This window comes from Edaphobacter aggregans DSM 19364 (assembly GCF_000745965.1).
Lineage (GTDB): Bacteria > Acidobacteriota > Terriglobia > Terriglobales > Acidobacteriaceae > Edaphobacter > Edaphobacter aggregans.
Map to the genome: position 1 here is coordinate 51,675 of NZ_JQKI01000012.1, position 25,938 is coordinate 77,612.

The following is a 25,938-nucleotide window of genomic DNA, read 5'->3' on the forward strand; positions in this document are numbered from 1 at the left end:
GATAGTGGAAGCTGCGGGCTACGAGCGCGTACTTATGACTGGCGGGCCAGGGAGTCCATAGATCGATCGACAGGAGCGTCTCTTTGCTGGTGAGTGAGGCACTTGATGTTCTGGGATTGAGGCCCGGCGCAAGCCCGGCTGAGATCAAGGAGGCGTACCGGGATCTTGTGAAGGTCTGGCACCCGGACCGCTTCGGTAATGATGCACGGTTGCGTGAAAAGGCGGAGGATAAGTTAAAGCAGATCAATGACGCGTACCGCTTGCTGCAGAATGCTGCGGGCGGCGGTTCGGTTGCTGGGTGGTCGGGTGTTTCCGGGGCGAATCCTAGTGGTGTCTCTCACGAACGACCTGTTGCCCATAAGAACCGAGCAGCGCGGATGCGAAGCCGTGTGAGTCCAGGTTGGATATACGCTGGGATGGGAATTGGTCTGGCGATTCTGGTGAGTTCTTTCTTAGTTGGGAGCGGTGGTGTGCGCCCGACGCAACCATCGTCTGCTCCGGCGCAGCCTGTTCCGAGTTCAGAGCAGAGGACTGTGCCGTCTGCGTCAAACGCGGGACCTGCCGTTGATGCAGCCGCGACCGTCGGGCGACAGCAACGCTCCGGGGAGACCCGCCGTTTGGATGAGGCCGGCTCAGCGACATTCCGCGTGAGGGCTTTGTCCGATGCGGAGAGTCGCCAGTTGGAGTCGGCGTGTTCCGTGCAGAGGCAGGTGGGTGGAGAGGCTGCGTATCAGGCCTGCGTCAAGGCTCAGCTGAACCTGATCATGAATCCGGTGGGACGACCGGATCTGAGTTCGTTGAGCGAGGGGGAGGGTGAGTCGATCGATGCCGTTTGTTCTGAAGCAAAGCGCCTTCGAGGATTGGATCGCTATAACCGCTGTCTGACGACGCAGTTGGCGAGCCTGGCGGCGGAGACCGCGCGACCTGATCTGTCGAAGCTCGACGATGCTGATCGAGATGCGATTGAGTCGGCCTGCAGGAGTGCAAAGGTTCGTGAAGGTCCGGCTGCTTATGATCGCTGCCGGGCGAATTTTGTAAAGGCTCTCGCTCAAGCGAAGTGATGTTGGCGCACGGATGAAGAGTGCGATGGTGCTGGTGCGGCGAAGTGCTACTTTGGCAATGCTGATGTTCCGTTGAAGAGCTGGAACTCGCGGATGGCGGCCGAGCCTGCGGTGGAGAGAAGGTTGAGGCGGACGCGCTCGGTGGTGACGGCGGGGAAGATGTCGATCTTCTTGTGTCCGATGGCTTGGGCGTGGGCGAGGGTCTTCCATACGCCGTTCTGGAAGGCCTGGATGCTGTAGTCTTCGACGCGCTGGCCTTCGTTGAGCCACTCCATGGTGACGGCGCGGTCGAAGGTGATGGGTTTTTCGAAGTGGAGTTCGAGGGTGGCGCTGCGGTCGGGTGCGGACCAGAAGGTGGCGGGGTCGTTGTCGATGGCGGCTTCGGCGGGGTTGTTCGTGATGTGCTGGGCTTGGCGGGTGAGGTTGTGCTCGGGGCCGTAGAGGCGCTGGACGGCCTCGCCGAACTCGCGGAGGCGGGCGGCGTCGGAGTCGGGGAGGCGGCCGGTGTTATCGGGTGCGAGGCCGAGCATGAGCTGGGCTCCGCGGCCTACGGTCTTGTTGTAGATGTTGAGGAGCTCGTCGACGGAGAGGAGCGAGGACTCGTCGTTGGGGTGCCAGAACCAGTGCAGCTTGCGGAGTGGTGTATCGGCCTCGACGGGGCGCCAGCGGAGGTAGCCGGTGCGGTCGATCACGTTCCAGTTCTCGTAGGGAACGGTGCCGTCCTCGGAGCCGACCCAGCGGATGTCGGCGCTTTTGTAGAGGGCGACGTCGGCGAAGACGAGGGTGTTGGGCTGGTAGGTGCGGAGTTCCTGGACGATCTTGTCGAAGTCGTAGGTTCGTCCGGCGGAGCCTGCGCCGTCGAGCCAGAACTCGGTGAGGGGGCCGTAGCTGCGGGCGAGCTCGCCGAGTTGCGCGAGGTAGTACTTGTCGTAGGCCGCGGCGTCGGGGTAGCGCGGGTCATGGCGGTCCCAGGGGGAGAGATAGATGCCGAAGCCGAGGCCGGCGCGATGGGCGGAGTCGGAGGCGAGGCGGACGAGGTCGCCCTTGCCGTTGAGCCAAGGGCTGGATTTGACGGAATAGTCGGTGTGGGCGGAGGGGAAGAGGGCGAAGCCGTCGTGGTGCTTGGCGACGAGGACGGCGTATTTTGCTCCGCCGGATTTTGCCGCGGCCATCCACTGATCGGTGTCGACGTGGGCGGGGTTGAAGGTAGAGGCGGGGGCGGTTCCGTCGCCCCACTCGCGGTTGAGGAAGGTGTTGGTGGAGAAGTGGAGGATGACGCCGATCTCGAGGTCCTGCCAAGAGAGCTGGGCTGGGGTGGGTTTGATGTCGGTGAAGTTCTGGGCGGAGGAGAAAACGACTGAGGCGAGGAGAAAAATAATTATGGCGAAGTAGCGTCGTGTGGTCGGAGGCATGGAGAGTTTCAGGTTACCCGAAGCGCTGCGCGGTGCTTGGTTCATGACCTCCCCGTCCCCTATTAAAGTGTGCAAAGTATTCGAAACAGATACTTTAGGTTGGTACTTCGGTACCACTTGAGAGCATGAAAAAGCCCGGCCGTTTGAGCCGGGCTTTTTCTTTATCTCTTAGGTTTAGTTTAACAGGCGTGTCAAGGATTTCGGTGTGGAAAACAAGGTGATCTTCACCGCAGGAGGACAAGTTCGTCAGGATGGGATATGGTGCCCACGTCTCACAATCGAGATGTGGGCACTGAATTCATGATCTCAATCCCGATGTAGGTCCGCGGGCAAGGGCGATACGCAAGGCGTCGGGATCTAATCAAGTTTGTTGCCTGTCGCGATGGTCGCATTTCCATCCACGACCTGGCGAATCATCTCGCCATGCTTGACGATCACAAAAAACAACACCAGAGGAGGTCCGGAAGTTCCGCCGGGGAAGAGCGTTGCTTTTCCAGTGCAATCAGGGTTGACGGTGTAGGTGCCGGTACCCGGCCGCCACTCCTCGGGTGGCACCATACCGCCAATAACGACGTGATCGACCTGGGTGATATTACCGTTGCCATCGTAATGTTGCAGGACGACACCACGGACCTGGATGCCAGGTCCGGGAATACCGAGGAGGCCTTCGATCGTGAAACCGTAGTCGCCATCGAGCGTGCGATTCGAACAGGCCTTTTCCTTATCCTTAAATTTGTTGTTGTTGGCGGCGGCCCACATGGAGGTGTTTACGACGGCTAAGGCGCAGGCGATTATGACGGCAATCGCCATCCTGGTTCTTTTCTGGACACATTGAGTCTGCATTTTTCGGACCTCATCTAGGCGTTTTTAGTTCCCTGGGGTCGTTGAGGACAGAACGTTCCAGTGCCCTGCAACTTTGCGCCGGAATGACTCGACAAGGTCTGTGCCGCAAGGTCCGATCTAGCGTCAGGCGTGGATCCGAACCGATGCTCTCGATGCTGAAATGGGGCCGTGGATACGGGAGGACGTGTATGAACCTCCCTGAACCATCGCGGATAGGGCCGAGGCGAGTCGCGGATACCTTACTCCAAATTGCAGGCTGGAGTCTAATTCCAGAGGTGAGGAAGGCGCTGCCGCCTTGGGCGAGTCCCACTCATGCGATGCGGCCGTTTTGACTCAGCTTTCGAGCTTGCCGATCTCTAACATCGCTCCAAATGTGTGTCATCCTGAGCGCAGCGAAGTCGAAGAGCCTGCCCTGCGAAGCCGAATGGGATCTGCGGCTTACCCCGATCGCACCGGCACTCCACCGGCTGCTATAGTCAACTCCGATGACCTACTCGAACTCGCGCCGCACGTTCCTCCGTAACAGTTCTCTGGCTCTCGCCGCAACTAGCCTCTTCCCTGCCTCACTTCTCGCACAATCCGGAGCCACTCTCAAACTAGGTACCGGTGCCCCCATCGCCAAAGTCCCCGCCGACTTCATCGGTCTCTCCTACGAGGCCATGCAGCTCGAAGACCCCACCTTCTTCTCCCCCGCCAACAAGGGCCTCATCGCCGAGTTCCGCCACCTCTCCCCGCGCGGCGTCCTCCGCCTCGGCGGCAACACCAGCGAGTTTGGCTGGTGGAAGGCCACGCCCTCCGCGCAGCCGCCCGACCGAACCCACCGCGCAGCCGTCATGGGCGAGCCGCCGCCCACCACCATCTTCGCCATCACGCCCGAGGCCGTCCGCAACCTCGAGGGCTTCCTCCGCGCCACCGGCTGGACCTGCATCTACGGCCTCAACCTCGGCTTCGCCGTCGAAGCAGCCGACGTAGCCGAGGCAGTCTTCGTCTCCCAGACCCTCGGCCCGCGCCTCCAGTACTTCCAGCTCGGCAACGAAGTCGACATCTTCAACCGACACCTGCGCGATCCCAAGACCTGGGGCGTCGACCAGTACCTCAAGGAGTGGGTCCCTCTCGCGCTCGCCGTTCAAAAGGCCGTTCCCGGCGCGAAGTTCGGTATGCCCGACGTCGCCTCCGACGTCTCCTGGCTTCCGAAGATCGCCGACCGCTGGCCCTCGCTCCCCGAGAAACCCAACGTCACCACCCTCTCGCATCACTACTACTGGGGCGGCCCGCCGAAGAGCCCCAACGCCAGCATCGAGCGCCTCATGAAGCCCGCTCCCGCCGTCGTCAGCAAGGCCGCCCTCGCGCGCGAGGCCGCGCAAAAGATGGGCCTGCCCTACCGCATGACCGAGGGCAACACCGTCTACCAGGGCGGCAAGCCCGGCCTCAGCGACGTCTACGCCGCCGCGCTCTGGGGAGCCGACTATCTCTTCGAGCTCATGTCGCTCGGCTACTCCGGGGTCAACCTCCACGGAGGCAGCGGCCACGCCCAGGCCGTCTCGGTCGGCGGCTCGCTTCCCGGCGAGCAGCTCATGAAGGATCCCAACGTCCCGCACCCCAAGCCCTTCTACACTCCCATCGCCAACGAGGGCACCCTCGCCGGCTCCGGCGTCGACGGCAAGCTCAACGATAAGTACCTCCTCGAGCCCGCAGGCTACGGCATGAAGTTCGCCTCACGCTTCGCCGGAACCACGCTGCTCCCCATCGACTTCAACCCCGGCCAGGTCAACGCCGTTGCCTACGCAGCCCGCCGAGCCGACAACAAAGTCATCGTCGCCATCCTCAACAAAGACGCCACCCAGGACCTCACCCTCACCGCACCCGCCGCCGAGATCCTCGAAACCCTCACTGGCTCCGCACTCGACCAGCCAGAGACCCATCTCACCCCCGGCGGTAAATCCATCAAGACCAGCAAAGCTGCAGACGGCCAGACCATCACCATCCCCGCCCACACCGCAGTCATGCTGCAACTACGCTGAGGTAGATCCAACCCAGAGCCTCCCCACTAAGGTGTCATCCTGAGCGGAGCGCAGCGGAGTCGAAGGATCTGCGGTTTGCTCGAGCAACCACAAATTCAAGCTATGAGCAAAAACAAAAACCGCCGCGGACAATAGCAGTCCGCGGCGGTTCTTCCTGCCACCTACTTGTTCTTCCGATACCGTTTGATCAAACTAGTAGTCGAGCTGTCATGCTCCAGCTTCGGCTCATCCTTGCTCTCCAGCTCGCCCAGGATCTTCGTCGCCAGCACCTTGCCCAGCTCCACGCCCCACTGGTCGAACGAATCGATATTCCAAACCACGCCCTGCGTGAACACCGCGTGCTCATACAGAGCAATCAGCTTGCCCAGCACGGCAGGCGTCAGCTTCTCCGCAAGAATCGTGTTCGAAGGACGATTGCCCTCAAACACGCGATGCGGAACCAGCCAGTCCGGCGTTCCCTCCGCCTTCACCTGCTTCGCCGTCTTGCCGAACGCCAGCGCCTCGGCCTGCGCAAACACATTCGCCATCAGCATGTCATGATGACGTCCCAGCGGGTTCAGTGTCTTGTAGAACCCGATAAAGTCGCACGGAATAAGCCGCGTCCCCTGGTGAATCAACTGGTAGAACGAATGCTGTCCGTTCGTCCCGGGCTCGCCCCAGTAGATCGCACCCGTCTGGTAGTCCACATGGGTGCCGTCCAGCGTCACGTGCTTGCCGTTCGATTCCATCGTCAGCTGCTGCAGATACGCCGGGAAGCGCTTCAGGTACTGCTCATACGGCAGCACCGCCTGCGTCTGCGCATCGAAGAACTCCGTGTACCAGATCGTCAGCAGCCCCAGCAGCGCCGGCAGATTCTTCTCTGGCGGCGTCGTGCGGAAGTGCACATCCATCGCATGGAAGCCCTCCAGCATCTCGCGGAACTGCTTTGGCCCGATCGCAATCATCGTCGAGAGCCCGATCGCCGAGTCCATCGAGTAGCGCCCGCCGACCCAGTCCCAGAACCCGAACATATTCGCCGTATCGATCCCGAACTTTGAAACCTCCTTGGCGTTCGTCGAAATCGCCACGAAGTGCTTCGCCACTGCCTTCTCGTCCTTCAGCTTTGCCAATGACCAGTCGCGCGCCGTATGCGCATTCGTCATCGTCTCCAGCGTCGTAAACGTCTTCGACGCGACTAGAAACAACGTCTCCTCCGGATCCAGATCCTGCACGGCCTCCGCAAAATCCGTCCCGTCCACGTTCGACACAAACCGGAATGTCAGGTCCCTCTGCGAGTAGTGCTTCAGCGCCTCATACGCCATCACCGGCCCCAGGTCCGAGCCGCCGATCCCAATGTTCACCACATTCCTGATTCGCTTCCCCGTGTGCCCCTTCCACTCACCCGAGCGAATCCGGTCCGCGAACGCCGCCATCTTGTCCAGAACCTCGTGCACACCCGGCACAACATCCTCACCATCGACGAAGATCTTCTCCGTCTTCGGCGCACGCAGCGCCACGTGCAGCACCGCGCGGTTCTCCGTGATGTTGATCTTCTCGCCAGTGAACATCGCCTCGGCCCGCGCCCTCAATCCGGACTCCTTCGCCAGCTGCACCAGCAGCTTTAGCGTCTCGTCCGTCACGCGGTTCTTCGAGTAATCGAGAAAGATCCCCTCCGCCTCCGCCGTCATCCGCTCTCCGCGCGAGGCGTCCTCGGCAAACAGCTCGCGCATGTGCCGTCCGCGAATCTCATCCGCATGAGCCTTCAGTGCCTTCCACGCCGGCCTGTCCACCAGAGCAATGGTCTTCGTCTCCATGTCTCTCACTTCTCCTCTGCTTGTTGCTGGTTGATTGTTTATCGTTTAAACGAGAAGCTTTCCCACTTTAATCTTCTCACAGCAACAACCACAGCTGCATGACAGCAAAGCGAGGTGCGCGGATGCCACCAGAACTTGCGAAAGAGTTCGTTGTGCGTTTATCGTTAGTAGAGTCCGGCTATCGCCCCCCCGTTCGATCACTCGCGACAACGCCGGCTGGAAGGGATCCATGAGCCTCACCCAGCGTCAACCGCTCTCCCCCGCCGTTCCTCCTCCCGCACTTGCACCCACCGCGAAGGCCACGCCGGCCGCCTCACTCGACGCCTTCACCGGCGACCCCAACTTCATGACCTCCCTCGCCCGCGGGCTCATCGTCATCCAGGCCTTCACCCAGCAGAACCCCCAGATGACCATCTCGCAGCTCAGCGTTCGCACCGGCCTCTCCCGCGCCGCCGTTCGCCGCTGCCTCTACACCCTCACCAAGCTCGGCTTCGCCGGCGCCGAGGACGGCTCCCGCTACTCCCTCCGCCCGCGCATGCTCACCCTCTCCCACTCCTACACCACGTCGAACACACTCTCCTCCGCCGCGCAGCCCATCCTCGAGCGCATGTCCGCGCAGTTCCGCGAGTCCTTCTCAGTCGCCACCCTCGACGGCGACGACATCGTCTACGTCGCCCGCTCCACCGTCAACCGCGTCATGGCCGTCGACCTGCACATCGGCAGCCGCCTTCCCGCCTACTGCACCAGCATGGGACGCATCCTGCTCGCCTACCTTCCACCCGAGCAACTCGAGACCTACCTCGCCCGCGTCGTCCTCACCCCGCACACCAGCCGTACCGTGGTCTCCGTCGATAAGCTCCGCATGCTCCTGCGCAACATCCGCCGCAACGGTTACGCCATCTGCGACCAGGAGTACGAGGTCGGCCTCCGCTCCCTCGCCGTCCCCGTCTTCGCCGCCAACGGACGCGCAGTCGCCACCATCAACCTCAGCGGCAACGCCCCCCGCATCTCCGCGCTCGAGATGCAGACGCGCTTCCTCCCCCACCTGCGCAACGCCGCCAACGAGCTAGCCGTCTTCCTCCGCTAAGAGAATCGTGTACCGCGAAATGATCGTATTTAAGCGAAAGGATCGTATTTAAAAGGGTGTCATCCTGAGCGAAGCGGCGCAGCCGCGAAGTCGAAGGATCTGCGGTTCGCCCGTCGCGGCTAAGACGCTTGTGCCACTGCCGGAGCTACGCACCGCACAAACCGAGCCCCCAGCTCCGCCTCCACCATCACCTCGCCGGTCCCCGCCGGAACCACCACGGCCTTCCCCGGCTCCAACTCCACCTCATCCCCCGGCGTAGTCACCCAGACCTTCCCTTCGATCCCCACCAGGCACCCGGCTCCGTCCATCGCAACGCGCCGCTCCTCCATCTCGCCCAGATCGAACCGGTCCACGACAAAGTACCTCTGCTCGATCAGCCGTGTGAACCCATCCATCTGCTGCGGCGCAACCTTGCCCGCCTGCGTCTTCGGCTTGATCACCTTCAGCCCCTGCTCCAGGTGCAGCTCTCTCGGACGCCCGTAGTCGTACAGCCTGTACGTCACATCGCTCGTCTGCTGCGTCTCCAGCAGCACCACGCCCGGCCCGATCGCGTGCACCGTGCCTGCGTCGACAAACAGCATATCGCCCACCGACACCGGAACCCACTCCATCAGTTCCTCCATCGTGCCGTCCGCAATCGCCGCCTTCACCTTTGCGACATCCACACCGTCCTTCAGTCCCAGCGCAACCGCAGCCCCCGGCTCGGCTTCGAGCACATACCAGCACTCCGTCTTGCCGCGAGCCTCGCCTGCCGCCTGCGCCTGCGCATCGTCCGGATGCACCTGTACCGACAGCTTCTCGTTCGGAAACAGCAGCTTCACCAGTAGCGGAAACTCGCCCCCCAGCTCCGGCGTAAGCGAAGCCAGCGTCTTTCCCGCCAGCTCATCACCCTCTTCGACGACGCACTGCGGCCCCGTCAGCCACGCCTCACCAACCAGCTCCGTCGTACCCGTGTCCTCGTACCACGGCTCCAAACTCTTCCTACCCCACGGCCGCGGGCTAAACCACGGCTTCAAACGAAACGGCGCCAAACTCATCCTTCCTCCCAAATCTTCTGTTTAAACAATAGTGTCATCCTGAGCGAAGCGTAGTGAAGTCGAAGGATCTGCGGTTTAATCTGCATGATCGACTCATACTTCCACTGAAGCAACTAGTCATCTAGTCGTCGTCATCATCCTTCTTCGCCTTCTTCCGCTTCTCCAGCAGCATCGGCGGCACGGCCTTCTCGCCCATCGCGTCCTTCCACAGAATAACGTTCAGCTTCTGCGCGTCCGCCCTGTCTGCGTGCTGAAAGTCCATCTTCATCGACTCCTCCGCCCCCACCGCCGTCGCCCCATTCGCCGTATAGATCAGCCCATTCTTCTCATTCGAGTAGTCCGCCGCATACGGCTCGTGGTCTCCCGGCCCCCTAAACAGCGAGCCGATCATCGAGCTGAACGCATCGTTGTTGTTCATCGGCGGCAGCCCCAGCAGCGTCTCCATCGTCCGGATCACGCTCACCGTCGAATAGAACCTGCTGTCCACAAACGCGCTCCCATCCTTCGCCCGCGGCGAATACTTGCTCACCACCAGCGCAATGCTCCTGTGCGCGTCCACATGGTCCGCGCCATTCTGCGCATCATCCTCCAGGATGAAGAACGCCGTATCGTCCCAGTACGGCGAGTGCGAAATAGCCTCGACCACGCGCCCCACCGCCAGGTCGTTGTCCGCCACCGACGACTTCGGCGTCGGCCCTCCCGGAGTCGTCCCTGCCGTGTGGTCGTTCCCCATTCGCAGCATCACGAAGTTCGGCATCGTGTCCTTGCCGTTCGCGCGGTCCTTCACCCACCCGCTCAGGTGCCGCATAAAGATCTCCGCGCGAATCTGCTCCGGAATCCGCAGATTGAAGTCCGGAGCCTCCGTAGCAAAGTGCCCCACCAGCTCCGGCTTCGTCGGAATGTTCTTCGCAACCCGCGGAATCGCCCACGGCCACTTGTTCACCCCGCCGCCCCACTCCGCTGGAATCTCCTCACCCGGATGGATCGCCGGCTTCGCGCAGCTCTCCCCCTCCACCATCGGCCCCTGCTGCGGATTCGCCACCATCTTCGAATCGCAGAACTTCGACGAGATGTACTCGCCAAAGTGGTAGTAAGTCTTCCCATGCCTCGCCAGGTTGCCCCACAGATACCCGCTCCACGGCTCGTTCACATCGGGAATGTTCTGCAGCAGCGGATAACCCTCCGCAACTACGCCCTCGAAGTCATACGTCCTCTGCGACCCGCGATACGACTGCTGCCACGTCCTCTCCAGATAGTCCGTGCCAATCGCCGCCGTCGACCACACATGCCCGTCGCCCGACACCTCGCCCGAGTCGTAAAAGTTATCCAGCACGCCAAACTTGAGCGCCAGCTTGTGCTCGTTCGGAGTAATCTCCTTGCCGTACATCGCCAGGCTCGCATCGCCATTGCCCACGCGCTTGCCGCCCTGCTCCAGATCGCCCAGCACCTGGTCGTAGGTCCGGTTCTCCTTGATGATGTAGATCACATGCTTGATCGGCCCACTCCAGTTCGAGTTGGCAGCGCTGGAATCTTTCCCAGTGTCATCCTGAGCGGAGCGCAGCGGAGTCGAAGGATCTGCGCTTCTACCGCCTCCCTGCCCCGCCCTCCGCATTACCTCCGGAGCAAACTGAATCTTCTCCTCCGCCGCCTTCATGCGGTTCTGCTCCACCACCTCCGCCGTCCACCGCTTCAACTCCTTCTCCATCGCCGCCGCATCCAGCACCGCAACCGACCCGTAGAGCAACGTGCCGATGTACGTCGACTTCGACTTCCCATACCGAGCCTGCGTCTCCGGAGTCACCCGCTGCGGCATATTGTTCGGCCCCGTGCCCTTACCCTTGCCCGTCGCGACGTACAACTTGCCGTTCACCATCGCCATCGCCGTCGGCAGCCACTCCGTCGGCAGAAACCCGATCGGCTCAACCATGCCCTTCGCCGCATGCGCCGCCGTCAACTTCGTTACATCCAGCACCGCCACCGCGTCCGAAGCCTGGTTCCCCACATACACCCTCTTGCTGTCCGCCGAGACCGCCAGCGCATCCGGCTCCGCGCCAAAGTAGCTCTGCCCCGGCAGCCTCGTGTCGAAGTACCCCTTCGCCGCAAACTGCCCCTTATCGATGTTCACCGCCACCACCGCATCGCGGTTCGCCAGCGCCACGTACATCGTCTTTCCATCCGGAGCGATCTCGAGCACGATCGGATGCGTCCCCGCAGCCGTCGGCGAGCTAGGCTTCAGCAGCGCAACCTTCCTCCCCACCGTGCCCGTCTTCAGATCCAGCTCCACGACCTCGCTCGCGTTCCACAACGCCACAAACGCGCGCGACTCATCCTTCGTCACCGCCAGCCCCACCGGATACACCGAAGGCACCGCATTCGACTCCGCCAGATCGAACCTCTTCTCGATCGCTCCCGTCCCCGCATCCATCAGCCAAACATCATCAGTCAGGTTCCCCGCGACCAGCAGCTTCTCCGCCCCACCCTTCCCAATCGTCGCAATCGCCGCAGGAAACGGAACCCCCAGGTCCCCCTCCACGCCGCCCACCAGCAGCGTCTTCCGCCCCGCAGCCAGCTGCTGCATCGGAATCTTCAACAGCTTTTCGCGCGTAATCTTCCCCGCGTCAAAGCTGTACACGATCACACCGCTGCCCACGTCCTTCGCGCCGCCATTCCCCTTCGGGTCCGTCTCCGATCCCAGGCTCGCGTAGATCCTCTTCCCGTCCCCGCTGAACGCCAGCCCCGAGTACAGCGTCTGCTTCGCCCCCACCAGCGTCCAGTCGTCCGGAAAATCCGCGACCTTGCCCGTCTGCGTATCCAGCACAGCCAGCGACTGCATGTACCTGGACTCGTACGTCCCGTACCCCGCATTCACCGTCACCACATAACGCCCATCCGGCGAAACCCCCATCGACATCGGCAGACTGTTCAGCCGCTCCGGCCCACCCGGAACCGGTCGCAAAAGCTTGCTCGTCGGCAGATCAATCCCCTGCCCGATCGCCTGTCCCGCTACCGTCTGGCCCGTGCCAGCAACCACCACCAAACCAACGATCGCCACCGCTCCCGCCAGACTCCGTACGCCCATCACCACTCCCACTTGCCTTCTCGACCGATGCGACGGACGGCTTCATCGTCCGGCGCGCAGTGGAGATCCCTGTATTTCGTCCTGACCCTGTGAAGAATTCCGGCCTAAACCTTGTCAAGCCCCCCAAATTCACAAGAGGCTATAAATCAATGAGATAGACCCCAACTAAAAGTGCCGATTAATTACCTTCCATTCGCTATACTCGACATAGAAGGTTAAAGCAGGATGAGAATGCGCCGGGATGGCCGATTCTGATTCTAGCTATCTCTTTTATAATCAAGATTTTGACCTTTAACTCTTTTATTTCCAAGATCTTAGCTCGCACGTACCGGGCTAACTAATTTTAAATCAATATTTTGCCGCAAAACAGGGGGAGGGGGCCGCCTCACCGATTCGCGGCCTTCCGCAGGGTCTCCGCAGCCGACTCCGGCGTAATGTCCCGCTGCGGCGAACCCAGCAACTCAAACCCGACCATAAACTTCCGCACTGTCGCTGACCGTAGCAGCGGCGGATAGAAGTGCAGATGAAAGTGCCACTCCGGATGCTCCACTGAATCGTAAGGCTGCGGATGCAACCCCATCGAGTAAGGAAACGGAGCGTCGAAGACCTTGTCATAAGTCGAAGTCAACGACTTCAGCATCACCGCCAGATCGTCCCGCTCTTGAGGCGTCATCGCCGCCAGATCAGCTACGTGACGAACCGGCAGGATCATCACCTCAAACGGCCACACAGCCCAGAAAGGAACCACCGCAACAAAGCTCGCATTCGCAGCCACAACCCGCTCGCCCAGCTTCACCTCAAGCTCGCGGTAAGCGCACAGCAGACACGTTCCATGCTCTGCCAGATAAGCCGCCTGAGCCGCCTGCTCCAGCACGGCCTCATTCGGCACCGACCGGCTCGCCCAAATCTGCCCATGCGGATGCGGATTGCTCGCCCCCATCATCGCCCCGCGGTTCTCGAAGACCGCGACATAGCTGATGTCGGCGCGCCCGCCCAGCTCCTGCGTCTGCTCATCCCAAAGGTCCACGACCTTGCGGATGTCGGCAACCTCCATCTTCGCCAGCGTCAAATCGTGCCGCGGCGAAAAACAGAGCACGCGGCAGACTCCGCTCTCGCCCTCCGCGATCAGCAGGCCGCTCGCGCCCTCATCGTCGCGGAACCGCGGAACATCCGGCTTCAGCGCCGCATAGTCGTTCTCAAAGACATACGTGCTCGTGTACTTCTCCGTCCGAGCACCGCCCGCGCGCATGTTCCCCGGACACAGATAGCAATCCGGATCGTACTCAAGCGCCGCTGGCTGCACGACCTTCTCCACCTGTCCCTGCCAAGGCCTCTGCGTCCGGTGCGGCGAAACCAGAACCCACTCGCGCTTCAGCGGGTTGAACCGGCGATGAGGATTCTGCTGCAGTAAAGGATTCAAGCCGCACCGCCCTTCTTCGCCAGCGCCAGCGCGCCGTCCGAGGGCGCACAGATAAAGCAGTCCGCCTCGATCTTCATCTCCCGCGCATACTCGCGCCGAACCGCAGCCACAAAGCTCTCCGCCTGATCCGCAGCCACAACATTCACCGTGCAACCGCCAAAACCGCCACCCGTAATCCGCGCCCCAAGGCAGCCCGCCTGTCTCAGCGCAATCTCCACCAGTGCATCCACCTCCGGAGCGCTGGCCGCAAAGTCGTCGCGCATGCTCGCATGCGCCTCAACCATCAACTCGCCGAAGCGCTTCACATAACCATCCAGCAAAGCCGCGCGCGCCTCGACCACCCGAGCATTCTCGGTGATGATGTGCCGGCACCGCAGGAAGCTCGCCTCCGACATCCGATTTCGACAAGCCTCGAGATCCGCAACCGAAGCATCGCGCAGCAACTCAGTTCCACGCTCACGCCGCAAAACAGCCTGACCAGCCTCCACCTCATCGCGCCGGTCGCCGTATTCGCCCGTCGCGACTGCATGCTTCACCATCGAGTTCGCAATCACCACGCGAACCTCCTCCGGCAGCGGCAGCAGCTCAAACTCCAGCGCGCGCGTATCCAATAGCATCGCGCGATGTGCCACCGCTCCGGCAACCACAAACTGATCCATGATTCCGCTCTTCGCCCCGACGTACTCGTTCTCCGCCCTGCGGCAGAGCGTAGCAACAGTCTTCAATGGAAGCTCCGCGTCCGCAAGCGACAGCATCGCCATCGCGGCGGCCACCTCAACCGAAGCCGACGAACTCAATCCAGCCCCAAGCGGAACATCGCCCGCAAGGCTCATGCTGAACCCGGCAACCGCAATTCCCTCCTGCCGAAGGCTCCAAAGAACACCAGCAGCGTAGTCGCTCCAGTGGCCGCGAGGGCTCCGCTCGAGAGCCGTAGTCTCGAAGCAGACCTCCTCGCCATAGTTGTCGGAATAAAACACCGCGCGCCCGTCGCTGCGCGGGCTGATCGCAGCAACCGTACGAAAGCCGATCGCCATCGGCATCACTAGCCCACCGGTGTAATCGGTGTGCTCGCCGATCAGATTCACTCGTGCAGGCGCGGAAAAGATGCGCCCAGCCCCTCCAAACCGCTCGTGGTGCGAACGACGCACCCTCTCTTCTAATGTCATTGACTCAACCAGATCAAAGGAATAGCAAGCTCTCCTCATCCTACAGCCTGCTACTCCTCACGCAGCACCTCAAGCGGCTTCTGGCCGAGCACACGGAAGCTCGCCGCCCATCCTGTCGCAACGGTCACCGCGGCCGTAGCCAGCAGCGCCACCGCAGTCCAGCTCCAGTGAAAGTGATAAGGCACCGTCATCCGGCCAAGCAGCGTACGAGCAATCAGATTGGCAAAACCGATCCCCACCACGCCAGCCACCAGCCCCAGAACCGCGAACTCGATCGAGAAGACCGAAGCGATCCTCGCCCGCGTCGCGCCCAGCGTCTTCAAAACCACCACCTCGCGCACCCTGCGATAACGCGTCCCTGCAATCGCGCTGGCCAGAATGACAATGCCTGCAAAGACGCTGAACGCAGCCAGAAACTGGATCACGTAGGTGATCTGAATCACCACCGAGCGCACCGTCTCGAGCGCCTGCGCCACATTGATCACCGTCACCGTCGGATAGTCCTTGTAGAGCGCTCGCTGCACCTCGCCCACGCGGTCTGGGTCCGAGTGAACGCCCCCGTACCAGACAACCGGAAGCCCTTTGAGCACCGCCGGTGGAAGGAAAAACTCAGCACGCGAGTACGTGTGTTGACCATCTGCCTTCGTAAGCGCTACGACGGCAGCGACGACCTGCGAATCCTGCGCCGCAAACGTGACCTTCGACCCAATCTTGACACCCAGCCGCTCAGCAGCCCTGCGGCTAATGGCAACGACCGGACGCGACTCTCCCGCGCTCCACCACTTCCCGTCCGTCACCATCGTTCCCGCAGGCGGCGCCGTAAACGACGTCACCGAGATCGTCTGCAGCATTCGGCGCGGAAAGTTTTTGAGCTTCGCCTGGTTCGCTGGAACTCCATCGATCGCGATGATCCGCGACGAGACGACCGGCAGAAGTTCAGGATCCGCCGTCACAGCAGGCTGCGCCTTGAGCAGCCGCCGAACGCCCTCGACCTCGGCGCTCGTAATGTCGATCAGAAAGACGTTCGGCAGGTTCGGCGCGCTTGACAGATGAAGTTCCGAGACAACTGCCTGCTGGACCAGATAGACCGACATAATTTGCATCACGCCCATGCCAACGGCGGCCAGCAGCGCAGCCGAAGGATTTCCCGGACGATAGAGGTTCGCCAGTCCGTGCCGGACCGCCGACGGCAGCCGCAACCGCGTCCGGCCGAGAAACCAGCGCAACCCTGCGAGCAGAGCCGCGCACGCCCCCAGCAGAACCGCGAGCACTGCCACAAGGCCGAGCGAAAAGACCTTGCCCACAGTGGCAGAATCGGACAGCGTCGTCGCGATCACTGCCAGGCCGCCAAGGATCAGCGCCACGGCAACGATCTGAGAAAAGTTCTTCGTGATCTTACGGAACAACGCGCTCACGAACGGATCGTTCGAGTCCTCCACCGCGCGCCGGAAGATCAAGACCGGCCTTACGGCGCGGATGTCGAGAAGCGGCGGCAGGGTGAACAGCAGCGTTGTAAGGACGCCGGCGCCGAGGCCGGTAAGAACCGTGCGCATCTGAATATGCACCGCAGTCGGTACGTTGAGCAGTCTGCCCAGCAGGTAAGGAAACGCCAGCTGCACCGCTGCCCCGAAGGCGACCCCGAGAATGCCGCCCAGCAGCCCGAGCAGCAGCGTCTGGATCAGGTAAATCCGTATGATCTCGCCCGAGTTGGCTCCGAGCGACTTCATGATCGCGATTGTGTCGAGCCTTTGTTCGAGATGCGCGCGCATCGCCATCGCGACACCAACTGCTCCGAGCACCAGAGCAACAAGACTCATCAACGACAGGAGACTCGTCGCACGATCCAGCCCCTGAGTCAGCGCCGGATTCGTCTCGCGATAGTCGATCACCTGCGCCTCTGGAAGCAGCTTTTCCAGCCGCGTCTTCAGGTCAGCGACTGCCGACTCGGAGATCGGTGCGCCGTTGGCCGGCTTCGGAACCTTGTACAGATAACGCTGCCCCGCGTGGCTGCCCGGTGCCAGCAGCCCGCTTGCGTCCAGGCCATCGCGCGAGATGAGGACACGCGGCCCCGCGGCGAAGTTCCCCGAGAGGCGATCCGGCTCGTTCACCACGACAGACGCGATGCGGAAGATTCGATTGCCGATCTTCAATGAGTCGCCTACATTCAAGCGGAGCCTGACCAGAAGATCATCTGCAACGACAACGGCGTCGCTGGTTAACACATCCTTCAACCTGCTAGCCGGCTGAAGCTCCACATCGCCGTAAAAGGGATAGCGCGCCGGGTCGACGGCCTTCAACGAAACAAGCAATGGATCGAGCGTCTTCGCGGAGCTTGCCATTGAGAGCAGCTCTGTCACAGGAGTTATCTGGATCGACTCGGCCTCAATCGCCGCAAGCCCCTTCTGCTCCTCCGGCGTGGGCTGTTGAAACATGCGAGCCGAGAGATCTGCAGCCATGATGGAACGCGCGCGATCGAGCAGCGCACTCCGGAACGACGACGAAAATCCACGGACTCCCGTCAGCGCCGCAACGCCAATCGCAACCGATAGCACGACGAAGAAGAAACGGCCGCGCGACGAGCCGATCTCTCGTACGGCGATCTTCATCGCGGAGCGATAAGTGAGCGAGGCCATGATTAGCGAGCCATCGCGGGGTGAACCGCTTGTTGGTGTTCGTCGGAGATGACGAGCCCATCACGCAGCACGATGCAGCGGTCGGCGTAGCTCGCCAGAGCAGGATCATGCGTCACCAGTACCAGCGTCGTTCCCTCCACTCGATTCAGGTTAAGCAGCAATTCGAGTACATGCGCTCCGTTCGTCGTGTCGAGATTTCCCGTCGGCTCATCGGCCATCACGATCGGCGGACGCAGGATGAAGGCGCGCGCCAGCGCCACACGCTGCTGTTCGCCACCAGATAGCTGAACTGGATAGTGATCGAGCCGGTCGCTGAGTCCCACGTTGGTCAGCAGGGCGCGCGCACGCTCCATCCCGGCCTTGCCATCCGATCCGTTTGCGTTCAACTCGTACGGAAGAAGCACATTCTCAAGCGCAGTCAGTGTAGGAACAAGCTGATACGACTGGAAGACGAAGCCGACGGTCCTGCCGCGCACCTTCGCCAGTTGGTCTTCGGGCAGATAAGAGATCGCAGTTCCGTTGAGGCGAACATCGCCCGCGCTCGGTGTGTCGAGCCCAGCCAGAAGCCCCAGCAACGTCGACTTGCCGCTTCCCGAGGAACCCATCACGGCAACGAACTGCCCGCGCGGCACCGTAAAGCTGATCCCCTTGAGGATATCCACCGTGCGCGTCCCGTTGCGGATCGATTTGTGCAGATTCTCCACGGCAATCATCGTTGCTGCTTCCGTCACCTTCGCACTCCCCTTCGGCCGTCTTCCAGCGTGTTTGATAGATTCTTAGCAGATGCGGCGAGTCGCAATTGCTCCTATAGTAGCGGTTCTTCTGATGCTGTCGGCCGGCTGCCGATCGAAGGAATCACCTCCGCCTCAGCCGGAAGCGGCTTCCAGTGCCGTGCCCGACTCCATTCCTCCCGCTCAACCAGACGTTCCGACTCCGAGTTTAGTGGAGCAGGACTCTCGTCCACTGATTGTCTGCTTCGGTGACAGCCTCACCGCCGGCTACGGAACCGAGGCCGGACAGGCTTACCCGGACTATCTCCAGGCCGAGCTTGACCACCGACGCTACTCGTATCGCGTCGTCAATGCGGGCATCAGCGGCAACACAACCAAGGACGGCGTGGCACGTGTCGCCTCCATCGTCGCCATGAAGCCCGCAATCGTCGTGGTCGAGTTCGGCGGCAACGACGGCCTCCGCGGCCTGCGCATCGCCGACACCCGCGCCAACCTCGATCAGATCCTATCGACGCTTACCGCGAGCGGGACAAAGGTCGTTCTCGCAGGCATCACACTCCCTCCGGACTACGGCGCGGACTACATCCGGCAGTTCAATGAGACCTACGTTCTGCTGGCGAAAAAGTTCAACGTTCCCATGCTCCCCTTCTTGCTCAAGGGAGTCTTCGGCGTCGACGGAATGATGCAACCAGACCGCACCCATGCTACTGCTGCGGGAAACAAGGTCGTCGCAGAGAACGTCTTCTCGCTGATCCAACCCCTGCTGAACAAGGAAGCTTCTACCCCATCACGACGATAGGCTGCATCAGCGTGCCTGCAATCCGCCGCCCGATGGCCAGCAGGTCGACCGGCGTCGTGAAGATCTTCACCAGCGAGGCAGTCGAGAAGTCGGGCAGATTGACCTGCATGCCGTTGCGAATCCTACCTGCCGTCTGGTCATCGACGGTGATGCTCGGCATCTCGGGCAGCAGCGTACGCGGATGAGGAAGGCGAGCCTCGATCTCCGCCGTCGTGAGTGTTTTGAGTTCATCAACGCTGATCGCCTGATCCAGCGTGAAGGCTCCCGCACGCGTGCGCCGAAGTGCTGAAAGATGAGCTCCGCACCGCGCAAGCTGGCCAATCTCTTGCGCGACGGAGCGGACGTAGCCACCAGCAGAGACGTGCATGGTGAAGGCCGCCTCGTCGCCTTGGAGCGACAGCAGGCTGAAGTCGTGAATGGTGATGCGCGCGGGCTTGACCGGAACCTCAGCGCCGGCACGCGCCAGCTTGTGGGCAGGAACTCCCTGAATCTTCTTCGCCGAGAATACCGGCGGAACCTGGTCTATCGTTCCGCGAAACCGCGAGGCTAGATGCTGGAGTTCAGCAAGCGAACTGGTCAGCGGCCGGGTCTCGGATGTCGCGACGCCGTCTGCATCGAAGCTGTCCGTTGCGAATCCGAAACGAATCCTGCCTTCGTACCACTTCTCTGACTCGCCGAAGAACTGGGCGAGCCGCGTGTATTTGCCGATGAGCAGGGGCAGAACGCCGGTTGCCATCGGATCCAGCGTGCCCAGGTGACCGATTGATCGCTCACCGGTCGCGCGCCGTACGATTGAAACTACGTCGTGCGAGGTCACGCCGCCGGGCTTGTCTACTACCAGAAGTCCATTCATTCCAACGTCTAGTTTAGACGCTAGAAGCCGCTGCCGTTGCGCCGCACGAGCGAGAGAAACTCATTGCGGGTCTGTAGCTGGGTCTTGAAGACGCCCAGCATCGCGGAAGTAACGGTGAACGAGTGCTGCTTCTCGACGCCGCGCATCATCATGCACAGGTGCTGCGCCTCGAGGATGACGGCGACTCCCTGCGGGCTAATGGCCTCGGTGATCGCCTCGCCGATCTGCCGCGTCAGACGTTCCTGCACCTGCAGGCGTCGCGCGAAGACATCGACCAGCCGCGGAATCTTGCTGAGCCCAATCACCTTTCCGTTCGGCACGTAGGCGACGTGCGCCTTGCCGAAGAACGGCAGCAGATGGTGCTCGCACATCGAGAAGAACTCGACGTCCTTGACGATGACCATCTCGTCGTAGTCGACGTCGAACAGCGCCCCATGCAGGACGTCATTGATGTCCTGCTTGTAGCCGCGCGTCAGAAAGGCCATCGCCTTCTCCATCCGCTCGGGCGTGCGGATCAGGCCGTCGCGGTTCGGGTCCTCGCCGAGGCGGGTGAGGATCTCCCGGTAGAGGTCTTGCGTGGCGAACTCGGAGAGAGCGGCTGCTTCAATCGTGCTGTTTGTTCTGGCCATATGAGTGGGCCTTCCTAAAGTGTCCCTGCCGCGGGTCGTGCCTCTCCAGCGTAGTCGAAGGAGTTGTTGCTGGTCTCCTCGACGTGAACGCGTTCGAGACGAGCGGCAGGAAATCTTGCAAAGATGCGGTGAATCTCCATAGATAGATTCTCCGTCGTGGAGACCTGATTCGCAAAACATTCGAGCGTATTCAGATTCATTTGATCAAAACGGTCGATCAGATTTTTTTGTGCGAATGCATCGAGATCGGCGAGGTTACAGACCATCCCCGTCACTGGGTCGACCTTGCCGCTCAGCGTCACCTGCACGGTGTAGTTGTGGCCGTGACCGTGCGGGTTGTTGCACTTGCCGAATACCTCGCGATTCTCCGCCTCGTCGTACGCCGCTGAGTGCAGCCGGTGCGAGGCGCTGAAGTGATAGCGGCGGGAGAGGTAGGCCTTCATGCCTGCTCTCCAAACGCCTCTTCGCCGTAGAAGTCGGCGAAGAGGTCGGGCAGCTCATAGACGCGCACACGATGCAGCTTCGCGTGGGGGATCTTGCCATCGAGCCGCTTCCAGATCGCGATGGCGATGTTCTCGGTCGTCGGAATGCTCGTGCGAAACTCCGGCACCTCGAGGTTCAGATGGCGGTGATCGTAGACGCTGACGACCTCGCGCTCGAGGATGTCTTTCAACTGCTTCAGGTCGACGACGAAGCCCGAGACAGGGTCGACGTCGCCGGCGACGGTGACTTCGAGCGTGTAGTTGTGGCCGTGACCGTTGCGGTTGGCGCACTTACCGAAGACTCTCCGGTTCTCCTCCTCGGACCAATCGTCGATCCAGTAGTAGTGGGCGGAGGAGAACTCGGCTTTACGGGTAAGAAAGATCATCGTTACTCTCTTCTAGTTAGACGTTCGGCGAATCAGCGCGGATGCACTGGATCAGCGGCTGGTTCGGTAGGTTCGTCCCTTCCATTCGACGGCGCGCCGCAGCTTGTGATCGATCGCGCTGCGCACCAGGAGGTAGACAAACAAGGGTATACCGAGGATCGACAGTGCTACATCGACCGCAGGGAAATTGGACCGGGCCACGCGCGCGTAGAAGCGCCACAGCGTTCGTGCCCAGAGCAACAGCAAAGCAACTCGCTGCCAGCTGACGAGCCATGACACTCCCAAGGCTAGCGCGGGCAGACCGAAGTAGAGCGTGAGATCCAGCACACGCCAGGCCGCGAGATAGATGGGCCGGGGAAACAGCAGCGCGAGGTTCTTGGCCCAGCCCTCGATCATCGCCGCGGTCGTGCGATACATACGCGTGGAGAGCGCCTCGGGCGCATAGCGGAAGCGAATCGTCTTGCGGTTGCGTTTGAAGTTGCGGGCAAGGGCAACGTCCTCGAGCACCTCGGCGCCGACGGCGCGGTGCCCTCCCACCGAGAAGTACGCCTCACGGTCGACTAGCAGGAACTGGCCGTTGGCCGCTGCAATGCGGCGCTCGGGATCGTTCACCTCTTTCATCGAGTAAACGCTGGCGAGTTCGGAGTAGACAAGAGGCATCACCGTGCGCTGCCAGAAGCCGGAGACGAGCTGGCGAGGCGAGTAGGAGAGCAGCAGGGCGTGGTGACGCTCGGCCTCGCGAATCGAGCGCGAGAGGTCGTTAGGCTCGTGGACGGTGTCGGCGTCGGTGAAGAGCAGCCACTTGCCGTGGGCCTGCTGCGCTGCGGCCCAGCAGGCGTTGTTCTTGCCGGTCATTCCGGACTTGGGATCGAGCGGTGGGGCGTCGAGGACGGCGACTCCAGCGTGCTTTGCGGCGATTTCGGCTGCGATCGCGCGCGTGCGGTCGGTGGAGTCGTCGTTGACGACGATCAGTTCCCAGTGGCGGCCGAGCTCGAAGCCCGGCTCGGACTGGCTGACGAGGGAGGCGAGGCAGGCGGGCAGCGATGCCTCTTCGTTGCGCGCCGGGACGATCACCGAGAGCTCGATCTCGGCTTGTCCGCTAGGCTGGCCTGCTTCCTGGGTCACGACTTCGTATTATAGGAAGGTGGAGCGTATGGTGCGGAGAGCGTTGGCAAGTCTGGTGTTGATTCTGCTGACTGCGGGTTGCGATCGCGGTCAGCATCCCAAGCAAGTGGACAAGGTCGCGCCGTCGTTTTCGATCAGTGATGGATCGAACTCGGCCGATCTTGCGAAGCTGCGCGGCAAGGTGGTGCTGCTGAACTTCTGGGCGACCTGGTGTCCTCCGTGCGTTGCAGAGCTGCCATCACTGATGGAGCTGCAGCGCAGGATGCCGCAGGTCGCCGTGGTCGCGATCAGCACGGACGAGGACGAGGCTGCGTACAAGCGGTTCCTCGTGGATCATCATGTCGAGTTGACGACGGTTCGCGACGGGCAGCAGAGGGTCAACGCGCTCTATGGCAGCTTCCGCTATCCGGAGACGTATGTGATCGACCGGAACGGAATGCTGCGGCGAAAGTTCATCGGGCCGCAGACGTGGACGAGTCCGGAGATCATGGACTACCTGGCGAACCTATAGCCTGAGGCCGTGCGAGTGGCGCATCGGCGACCAGACCTGGCGGATGTCGTAGGCTCGCATTGCGGCGCGCCGGGCGGATTCGAGTCCTTCGTCGGAGTCTTCGAAGACGATGACTCGCTCGGGCTTCATCCGCATGCGGCGGGCGGCCTCGAGGTAGACGTCCGGGGCGGGCTTGCCGTGCTCGACATCGTCGGCGGTGACGATGGTGTAGAAGAGGGGGCGCAGGCGGGTGGCGATCAGCGTTGCCTCGACGTTCTTCCTGATTCCGTTGGAGGCGACGGCGAGGGGGACCTTGCCGAACCACTGGCGGGCGACGTCGGCGACCACCTTGATCTCCTGGATGAGGTGGATGCTGGCGAGGTAGGCCTCGTTGACACGCTCGTAGAAGTCGGCGCGGGCGAGCGACTCGACCTTGAAGTCGGCCTCGTAGGCGTCGAGGAGGTCGTCGGGACCGAGGCCGTGGCGGGGGTGGTACCACTCCGGGGTCATGTTGAGGCCGATGGGAGCGAGGGCCTGCTGGAGCGAGTAGAGGTGTGCTTCGGCGCTGTCGACGAGGGTTCCGTCGCAGTCGAAGATCAGAGCGTCGAAGGTTCCTTTCTCGAGCGGGAAGGCCATGGTTGATTGTACGGAGTGCGGGGTCCCCCTCCCCCTGTTTTTCGTGCAAAGTCTTCGAAGTAGAGACTTTAGCTTGGTACTTCTGTTGCGTCGCTGGTCTGCGATGAGGCCATTTGGCTTGCCGCCTTCCGGCGGAAGGCTTCTTGCCTGCTTCTGGTTTAAGGATAGCAAGCCGAGGGTAATTAATCGGCACTTTTTGTTGGGTCTATTTTGTTGATTTGGAAAGGTTTGTGAATTTTGGGGGCTTGACAAACCCATCGTTGGTGGCCGCATGGGCAAAATGCGGGGGGGTTCTTCGCCTTCGGCTCAGAATGACGGAGGGGTGGAGGTGAGGTTGGTGCCAGGGCTAAAGAGGGTGCTGAAAAAGTGGCTCGCGGGAAAAACGCGACCTCGGCGGCTAAAGCCGCATTCAAAACAGGGCAGTTACGGCCCGGCTGAAGCCGTGCCCTTAAGCAAGACGGTTTTTCAGTACCTTCGAAAGCCCTGGCCTACTCAGAAGCAAACCGTCCGTGGAGGAACGAGAGCCCCATCCCGGAAAGCTGACGCCATCCGTCTGGAAGGAGCAGACCATCGAAGGTGGCAGGAGCTACTGGTTTACTCCGCTGGCCAGGAAGCCGCCGTCGACGACGAGGACTTCGCCGGTGACGAAGGTGGAGGCGTTGGAGGCGAGGTAGATGGCCGAGCCGACGAGTTCTTCGGTTTTGCCGAAGCGGCCCATGGGGGTCCGCATGAGGAGCTCTTTGCCGCGGTCGCTCTCGTCGAGGAGCTTCTGATTGAGGGCGGTGCGGAAGACTCCGGGGGCGATGGCGTTGACGGTGACTCCGCGGGCGCTCCACTCCACGGCGAGGGACTTGGTGAGGGCGGCGACGGCGGCCTTGGAGGCGGCGTAGGCGGTGACCTCTTTGAGGGAGACGAAGGAGTTGAGCGAGGCGATGTTGATAATGCGGCCGTAGCCGCGCTCAAGCATGTGCCTTCCGAAGATCTGGCAGGCGCGGAGGGTGCCGGTGACATTGGTGTCCATGATGTCGTTCCAGGTCTCTTCGGAGACGGTGAGGGTGGGCTCGCGCTTGATCTTTCCGGCGGAGTTGATGAGGATGTCGACCTTTCCGAACTCCTTGAGGGTCCCTTCGAGGACGGCCTCGAGGGAGGCGCGGTCGCCGACGTCGGAGGTGAGGCGTAGTGCGCGGCGGCCCTTGGCTTCGATGGCCTGAGCGGCCTCTTCGACCTGCTCGGCACGGCGGGAGGTGGCGACGACGTCGGCGCCCGCCTCGGCTAGCCCGACTGCCATTGCCAGGCCGATGCCTGAGGTTCCGCCTACGACGACTGCCGACTTGCCGGTGAGATCAAACAAAGGGTACGCCATGAAAATCATTCCTCTCTTGCTGTGTGTTTTACCTCAGGGGCTAAAGCCCCCTTTTTGCCTTCGACTCTTGCGGCACGGCTAAAGCCGTGCCCTTAACAAAACAACTCGCATTGTGAAACCGCAGATCCTTCGACTGCGCCTCTCGCGGTGAGACCGCGAGAGGCTTCGCTCAGGATGACACTTTATTCAGGTTCGTGGTTCGTGATGTGCGAGGTTCGTGGTTCGTGATTCAGGTGCGTGGTTCGTGTATCTGGTTATAGAGCTGTTTTGTTCGTTGCGGGAATCTTGTTGAGAATGCTTTGGACGACCTGCTCCGGGGGGCGATCATTCACTATACGCAAAGCGTCGGCGGGAGGCTCGAGTGTATCGAGCTGGCTCTGGAGCAGCGCGGGGTTCATGAACTCGTGGTGGCGCTCGGCGAGCCGCTCGGCGAGGACAGCTTCGGGGGCGTCGAGCCAGACGAAGGTGATGGAGTCATGCGGGATTCCGGCGGCGAGGGTGTCGCGGTACTTCTGTTTGAGGGCGGAGCAGGCGAGGACGCCGTTTTTCCCTTCCTTGTACCAACCTTGCATGAGTTTGTTCAGGGTCTCGAGCCAGGGCTGGCGGTCTTCATCGTTGAGGGGGTGGCCGGCGGCCATCTTCTGCTTATTGGCTGGGGGGTGGTAGTCGTCGGCGTCGGCGAAGACGGCCCCGGCGCGGCTGGCGAGCAGCTTGCCGATGGTGGATTTGCCAGAGCCGGTGACTCCCATCAGGACTACGATCATCTTCTGCTTGAACATCCTATCGGTCAGGATTGATCGGGCATTTGGCCCTTTGTTTTCTTGCTCGACCCTCTGGGGGCTCTGCCCCAGGCTGGTATAAAGCGGGCCTACGGCCCTTTGTTTCTGCACCT

At 61.7% G+C, this 25,938-nt stretch carries 22 protein-coding genes; 5 read left to right on the forward strand and 17 right to left on the reverse strand.

All coding sequences use genetic code 11. The annotated features are described in order from the left end of the window. Nucleotides 1–89 precede the first annotated feature (89 nt). The gene (locus tag Q363_RS35750; RefSeq protein WP_169746932.1) at nt 90–1,061 is read left to right on the forward strand and encodes a DnaJ domain-containing protein; all 972 of its coding nucleotides are present in this window, start codon (nt 90–92) and stop codon (nt 1,059–1,061) included. Nucleotides 1,062–1,108: 47 nt separating this feature from the next. Here the strand turns inward: Q363_RS35750 and Q363_RS05220 are convergent, their stop codons facing one another. Together Q363_RS05220 and Q363_RS05225 are read right to left on the reverse strand one after the other, a co-directional pair. After that, the gene (locus tag Q363_RS05220; protein ID WP_035348411.1) at nt 1,109–2,518 is read right to left on the reverse strand and encodes an alpha-L-fucosidase; all 1,410 of its coding nucleotides are present in this window, start codon (nt 2,516–2,518) and stop codon (nt 1,109–1,111) included. Nucleotides 2,519–2,830: 312 nt separating this feature from the next. Then, nucleotides 2,831–3,283: a hypothetical protein gene (locus Q363_RS05225; RefSeq protein WP_035348412.1), complete on the reverse strand. Its 453-nt coding sequence runs from the start codon at nt 3,281–3,283 to the stop codon at nt 2,831–2,833. 518 nt (nt 3,284–3,801) lie between these two features. On the opposite strand from Q363_RS05225, the gene Q363_RS05230 reads away from it, so the two are divergent. Continuing rightward, on the forward strand, nt 3,802–5,337 hold the full coding sequence (locus Q363_RS05230) for a hypothetical protein (protein ID WP_035348413.1): 1,536 nt from the start codon (nt 3,802–3,804) through the stop codon (nt 5,335–5,337). A gap of 161 nt (nt 5,338–5,498) precedes the next feature. On the opposite strand, the gene pgi is transcribed toward Q363_RS05230, so the two are convergent. Beyond that, the gene (gene pgi, locus Q363_RS05235; RefSeq protein WP_035348414.1) at nt 5,499–7,130 is read right to left on the reverse strand and encodes a glucose-6-phosphate isomerase; all 1,632 of its coding nucleotides are present in this window, start codon (nt 7,128–7,130) and stop codon (nt 5,499–5,501) included. Between the two features lie 229 nt (nt 7,131–7,359). Here pgi and Q363_RS05240 point away from each other — a divergent pair, with 229 nt between their 5' ends. Then, nucleotides 7,360–8,217, forward strand: a complete 858-nt coding sequence (locus tag Q363_RS05240; RefSeq protein ID WP_035348415.1) for an IclR family transcriptional regulator domain-containing protein — start codon at nt 7,360–7,362, stop codon at nt 8,215–8,217. A gap of 119 nt (nt 8,218–8,336) precedes the next feature. Here the strand turns inward: Q363_RS05240 and Q363_RS05245 are convergent, their stop codons facing one another. From Q363_RS05245 to Q363_RS05270, 6 genes are all read right to left on the reverse strand, one after another. Next, nucleotides 8,337–9,254, reverse strand: a complete 918-nt coding sequence (locus Q363_RS05245; RefSeq protein WP_035348417.1) for a type I phosphomannose isomerase catalytic subunit — start codon at nt 9,252–9,254, stop codon at nt 8,337–8,339. A gap of 121 nt (nt 9,255–9,375) precedes the next feature. Further along, nucleotides 9,376–12,333 carry a bifunctional YncE family protein/alkaline phosphatase family protein gene (locus Q363_RS43740; protein ID WP_035348419.1) on the reverse strand — a complete coding sequence of 986 codons (2,958 nt, stop codon included), beginning with the start codon at nt 12,331–12,333 and terminating at the stop codon, nt 9,376–9,378. 385 nt (nt 12,334–12,718) lie between these two features. Continuing rightward, complete coding sequence (locus tag Q363_RS05255; protein WP_035348420.1) at nt 12,719–13,753, reverse strand: UDP-glucose--hexose-1-phosphate uridylyltransferase; 1,035 nt, start codon at nt 13,751–13,753, stop codon at nt 12,719–12,721. Then, complete coding sequence (gene galK, locus Q363_RS05260; protein WP_342667390.1) at nt 13,750–14,901, reverse strand: galactokinase; 1,152 nt, start codon at nt 14,899–14,901, stop codon at nt 13,750–13,752. The genes Q363_RS05255 and galK overlap by 4 nt, the downstream gene beginning before the upstream one ends. Nucleotides 14,902–14,969: 68 nt before the next feature. Then, the gene (locus tag Q363_RS05265) at nt 14,970–17,552 is read right to left on the reverse strand and encodes an ABC transporter permease (protein ID WP_035348423.1); all 2,583 of its coding nucleotides are present in this window, start codon (nt 17,550–17,552) and stop codon (nt 14,970–14,972) included. A 2-nt stretch (nt 17,553–17,554) separates the two neighbouring features. Further along, the gene (locus Q363_RS05270; RefSeq protein ID WP_035348424.1) at nt 17,555–18,265 is read right to left on the reverse strand and encodes an ABC transporter ATP-binding protein; all 711 of its coding nucleotides are present in this window, start codon (nt 18,263–18,265) and stop codon (nt 17,555–17,557) included. A gap of 178 nt (nt 18,266–18,443) precedes the next feature. Here Q363_RS05270 and Q363_RS05275 point away from each other — a divergent pair, with 178 nt between their 5' ends. Next, nucleotides 18,444–19,082 carry an arylesterase gene (locus Q363_RS05275; protein WP_245632050.1) on the forward strand — a complete coding sequence of 213 codons (639 nt, stop codon included), beginning with the start codon at nt 18,444–18,446 and terminating at the stop codon, nt 19,080–19,082. Here the strand turns inward: Q363_RS05275 and truB are convergent. From truB to Q363_RS05300, 5 genes are read right to left on the reverse strand one after another with little or no spacing between them, the layout of a single operon-like run. Further along, nucleotides 19,063–19,935, reverse strand: a complete 873-nt coding sequence (gene truB, locus Q363_RS05280; RefSeq protein ID WP_035348427.1) for a tRNA pseudouridine(55) synthase TruB — start codon at nt 19,933–19,935, stop codon at nt 19,063–19,065. The genes Q363_RS05275 and truB overlap by 20 nt on opposite strands. Before the next feature lie 20 nt (nt 19,936–19,955). Further along, nucleotides 19,956–20,564 (reverse strand): GTP cyclohydrolase I FolE, encoded by a 609-nt coding sequence (folE, locus tag Q363_RS05285; RefSeq protein ID WP_035348429.1) that lies wholly within the window; start codon nt 20,562–20,564, stop codon nt 19,956–19,958. A gap of 14 nt (nt 20,565–20,578) precedes the next feature. After that, the gene (locus tag Q363_RS05290) at nt 20,579–21,007 is read right to left on the reverse strand and encodes a 6-carboxytetrahydropterin synthase (RefSeq protein ID WP_035348430.1); all 429 of its coding nucleotides are present in this window, start codon (nt 21,005–21,007) and stop codon (nt 20,579–20,581) included. Next, on the reverse strand, nt 21,004–21,432 hold the full coding sequence (locus tag Q363_RS05295; protein WP_035348431.1) for a 6-pyruvoyl trahydropterin synthase family protein: 429 nt from the start codon (nt 21,430–21,432) through the stop codon (nt 21,004–21,006). The genes Q363_RS05290 and Q363_RS05295 overlap by 4 nt, the downstream gene beginning before the upstream one ends. Before the next feature lie 51 nt (nt 21,433–21,483). Beyond that, nucleotides 21,484–22,557 carry a glycosyltransferase family 2 protein gene (locus tag Q363_RS05300; RefSeq protein WP_035348433.1) on the reverse strand — a complete coding sequence of 358 codons (1,074 nt, stop codon included), beginning with the start codon at nt 22,555–22,557 and terminating at the stop codon, nt 21,484–21,486. A 28-nt stretch (nt 22,558–22,585) separates the two neighbouring features. Between Q363_RS05300 and Q363_RS05305 the strand changes: the two genes are divergently transcribed. After that, nucleotides 22,586–23,068 (forward strand): TlpA family protein disulfide reductase, encoded by a 483-nt coding sequence (locus Q363_RS05305; protein ID WP_035348435.1) that lies wholly within the window; start codon nt 22,586–22,588, stop codon nt 23,066–23,068. On the opposite strand, the gene Q363_RS05310 is transcribed toward Q363_RS05305, so the two are convergent. From Q363_RS05310 to Q363_RS05320, 3 genes are all read right to left on the reverse strand, one after another. Next, nucleotides 23,063–23,683 (reverse strand): HAD family hydrolase, encoded by a 621-nt coding sequence (locus tag Q363_RS05310; RefSeq protein ID WP_035348437.1) that lies wholly within the window; start codon nt 23,681–23,683, stop codon nt 23,063–23,065. The genes Q363_RS05305 and Q363_RS05310 overlap by 6 nt on opposite strands. A gap of 586 nt (nt 23,684–24,269) precedes the next feature. Further along, complete coding sequence (locus Q363_RS05315; protein WP_035348581.1) at nt 24,270–25,046, reverse strand: glucose 1-dehydrogenase; 777 nt, start codon at nt 25,044–25,046, stop codon at nt 24,270–24,272. A gap of 254 nt (nt 25,047–25,300) precedes the next feature. Beyond that, on the reverse strand, nt 25,301–25,810 hold the full coding sequence (locus tag Q363_RS05320) for a gluconokinase (protein WP_035348583.1): 510 nt from the start codon (nt 25,808–25,810) through the stop codon (nt 25,301–25,303). Nucleotides 25,811–25,938: the final 128 nt, after the last annotated feature.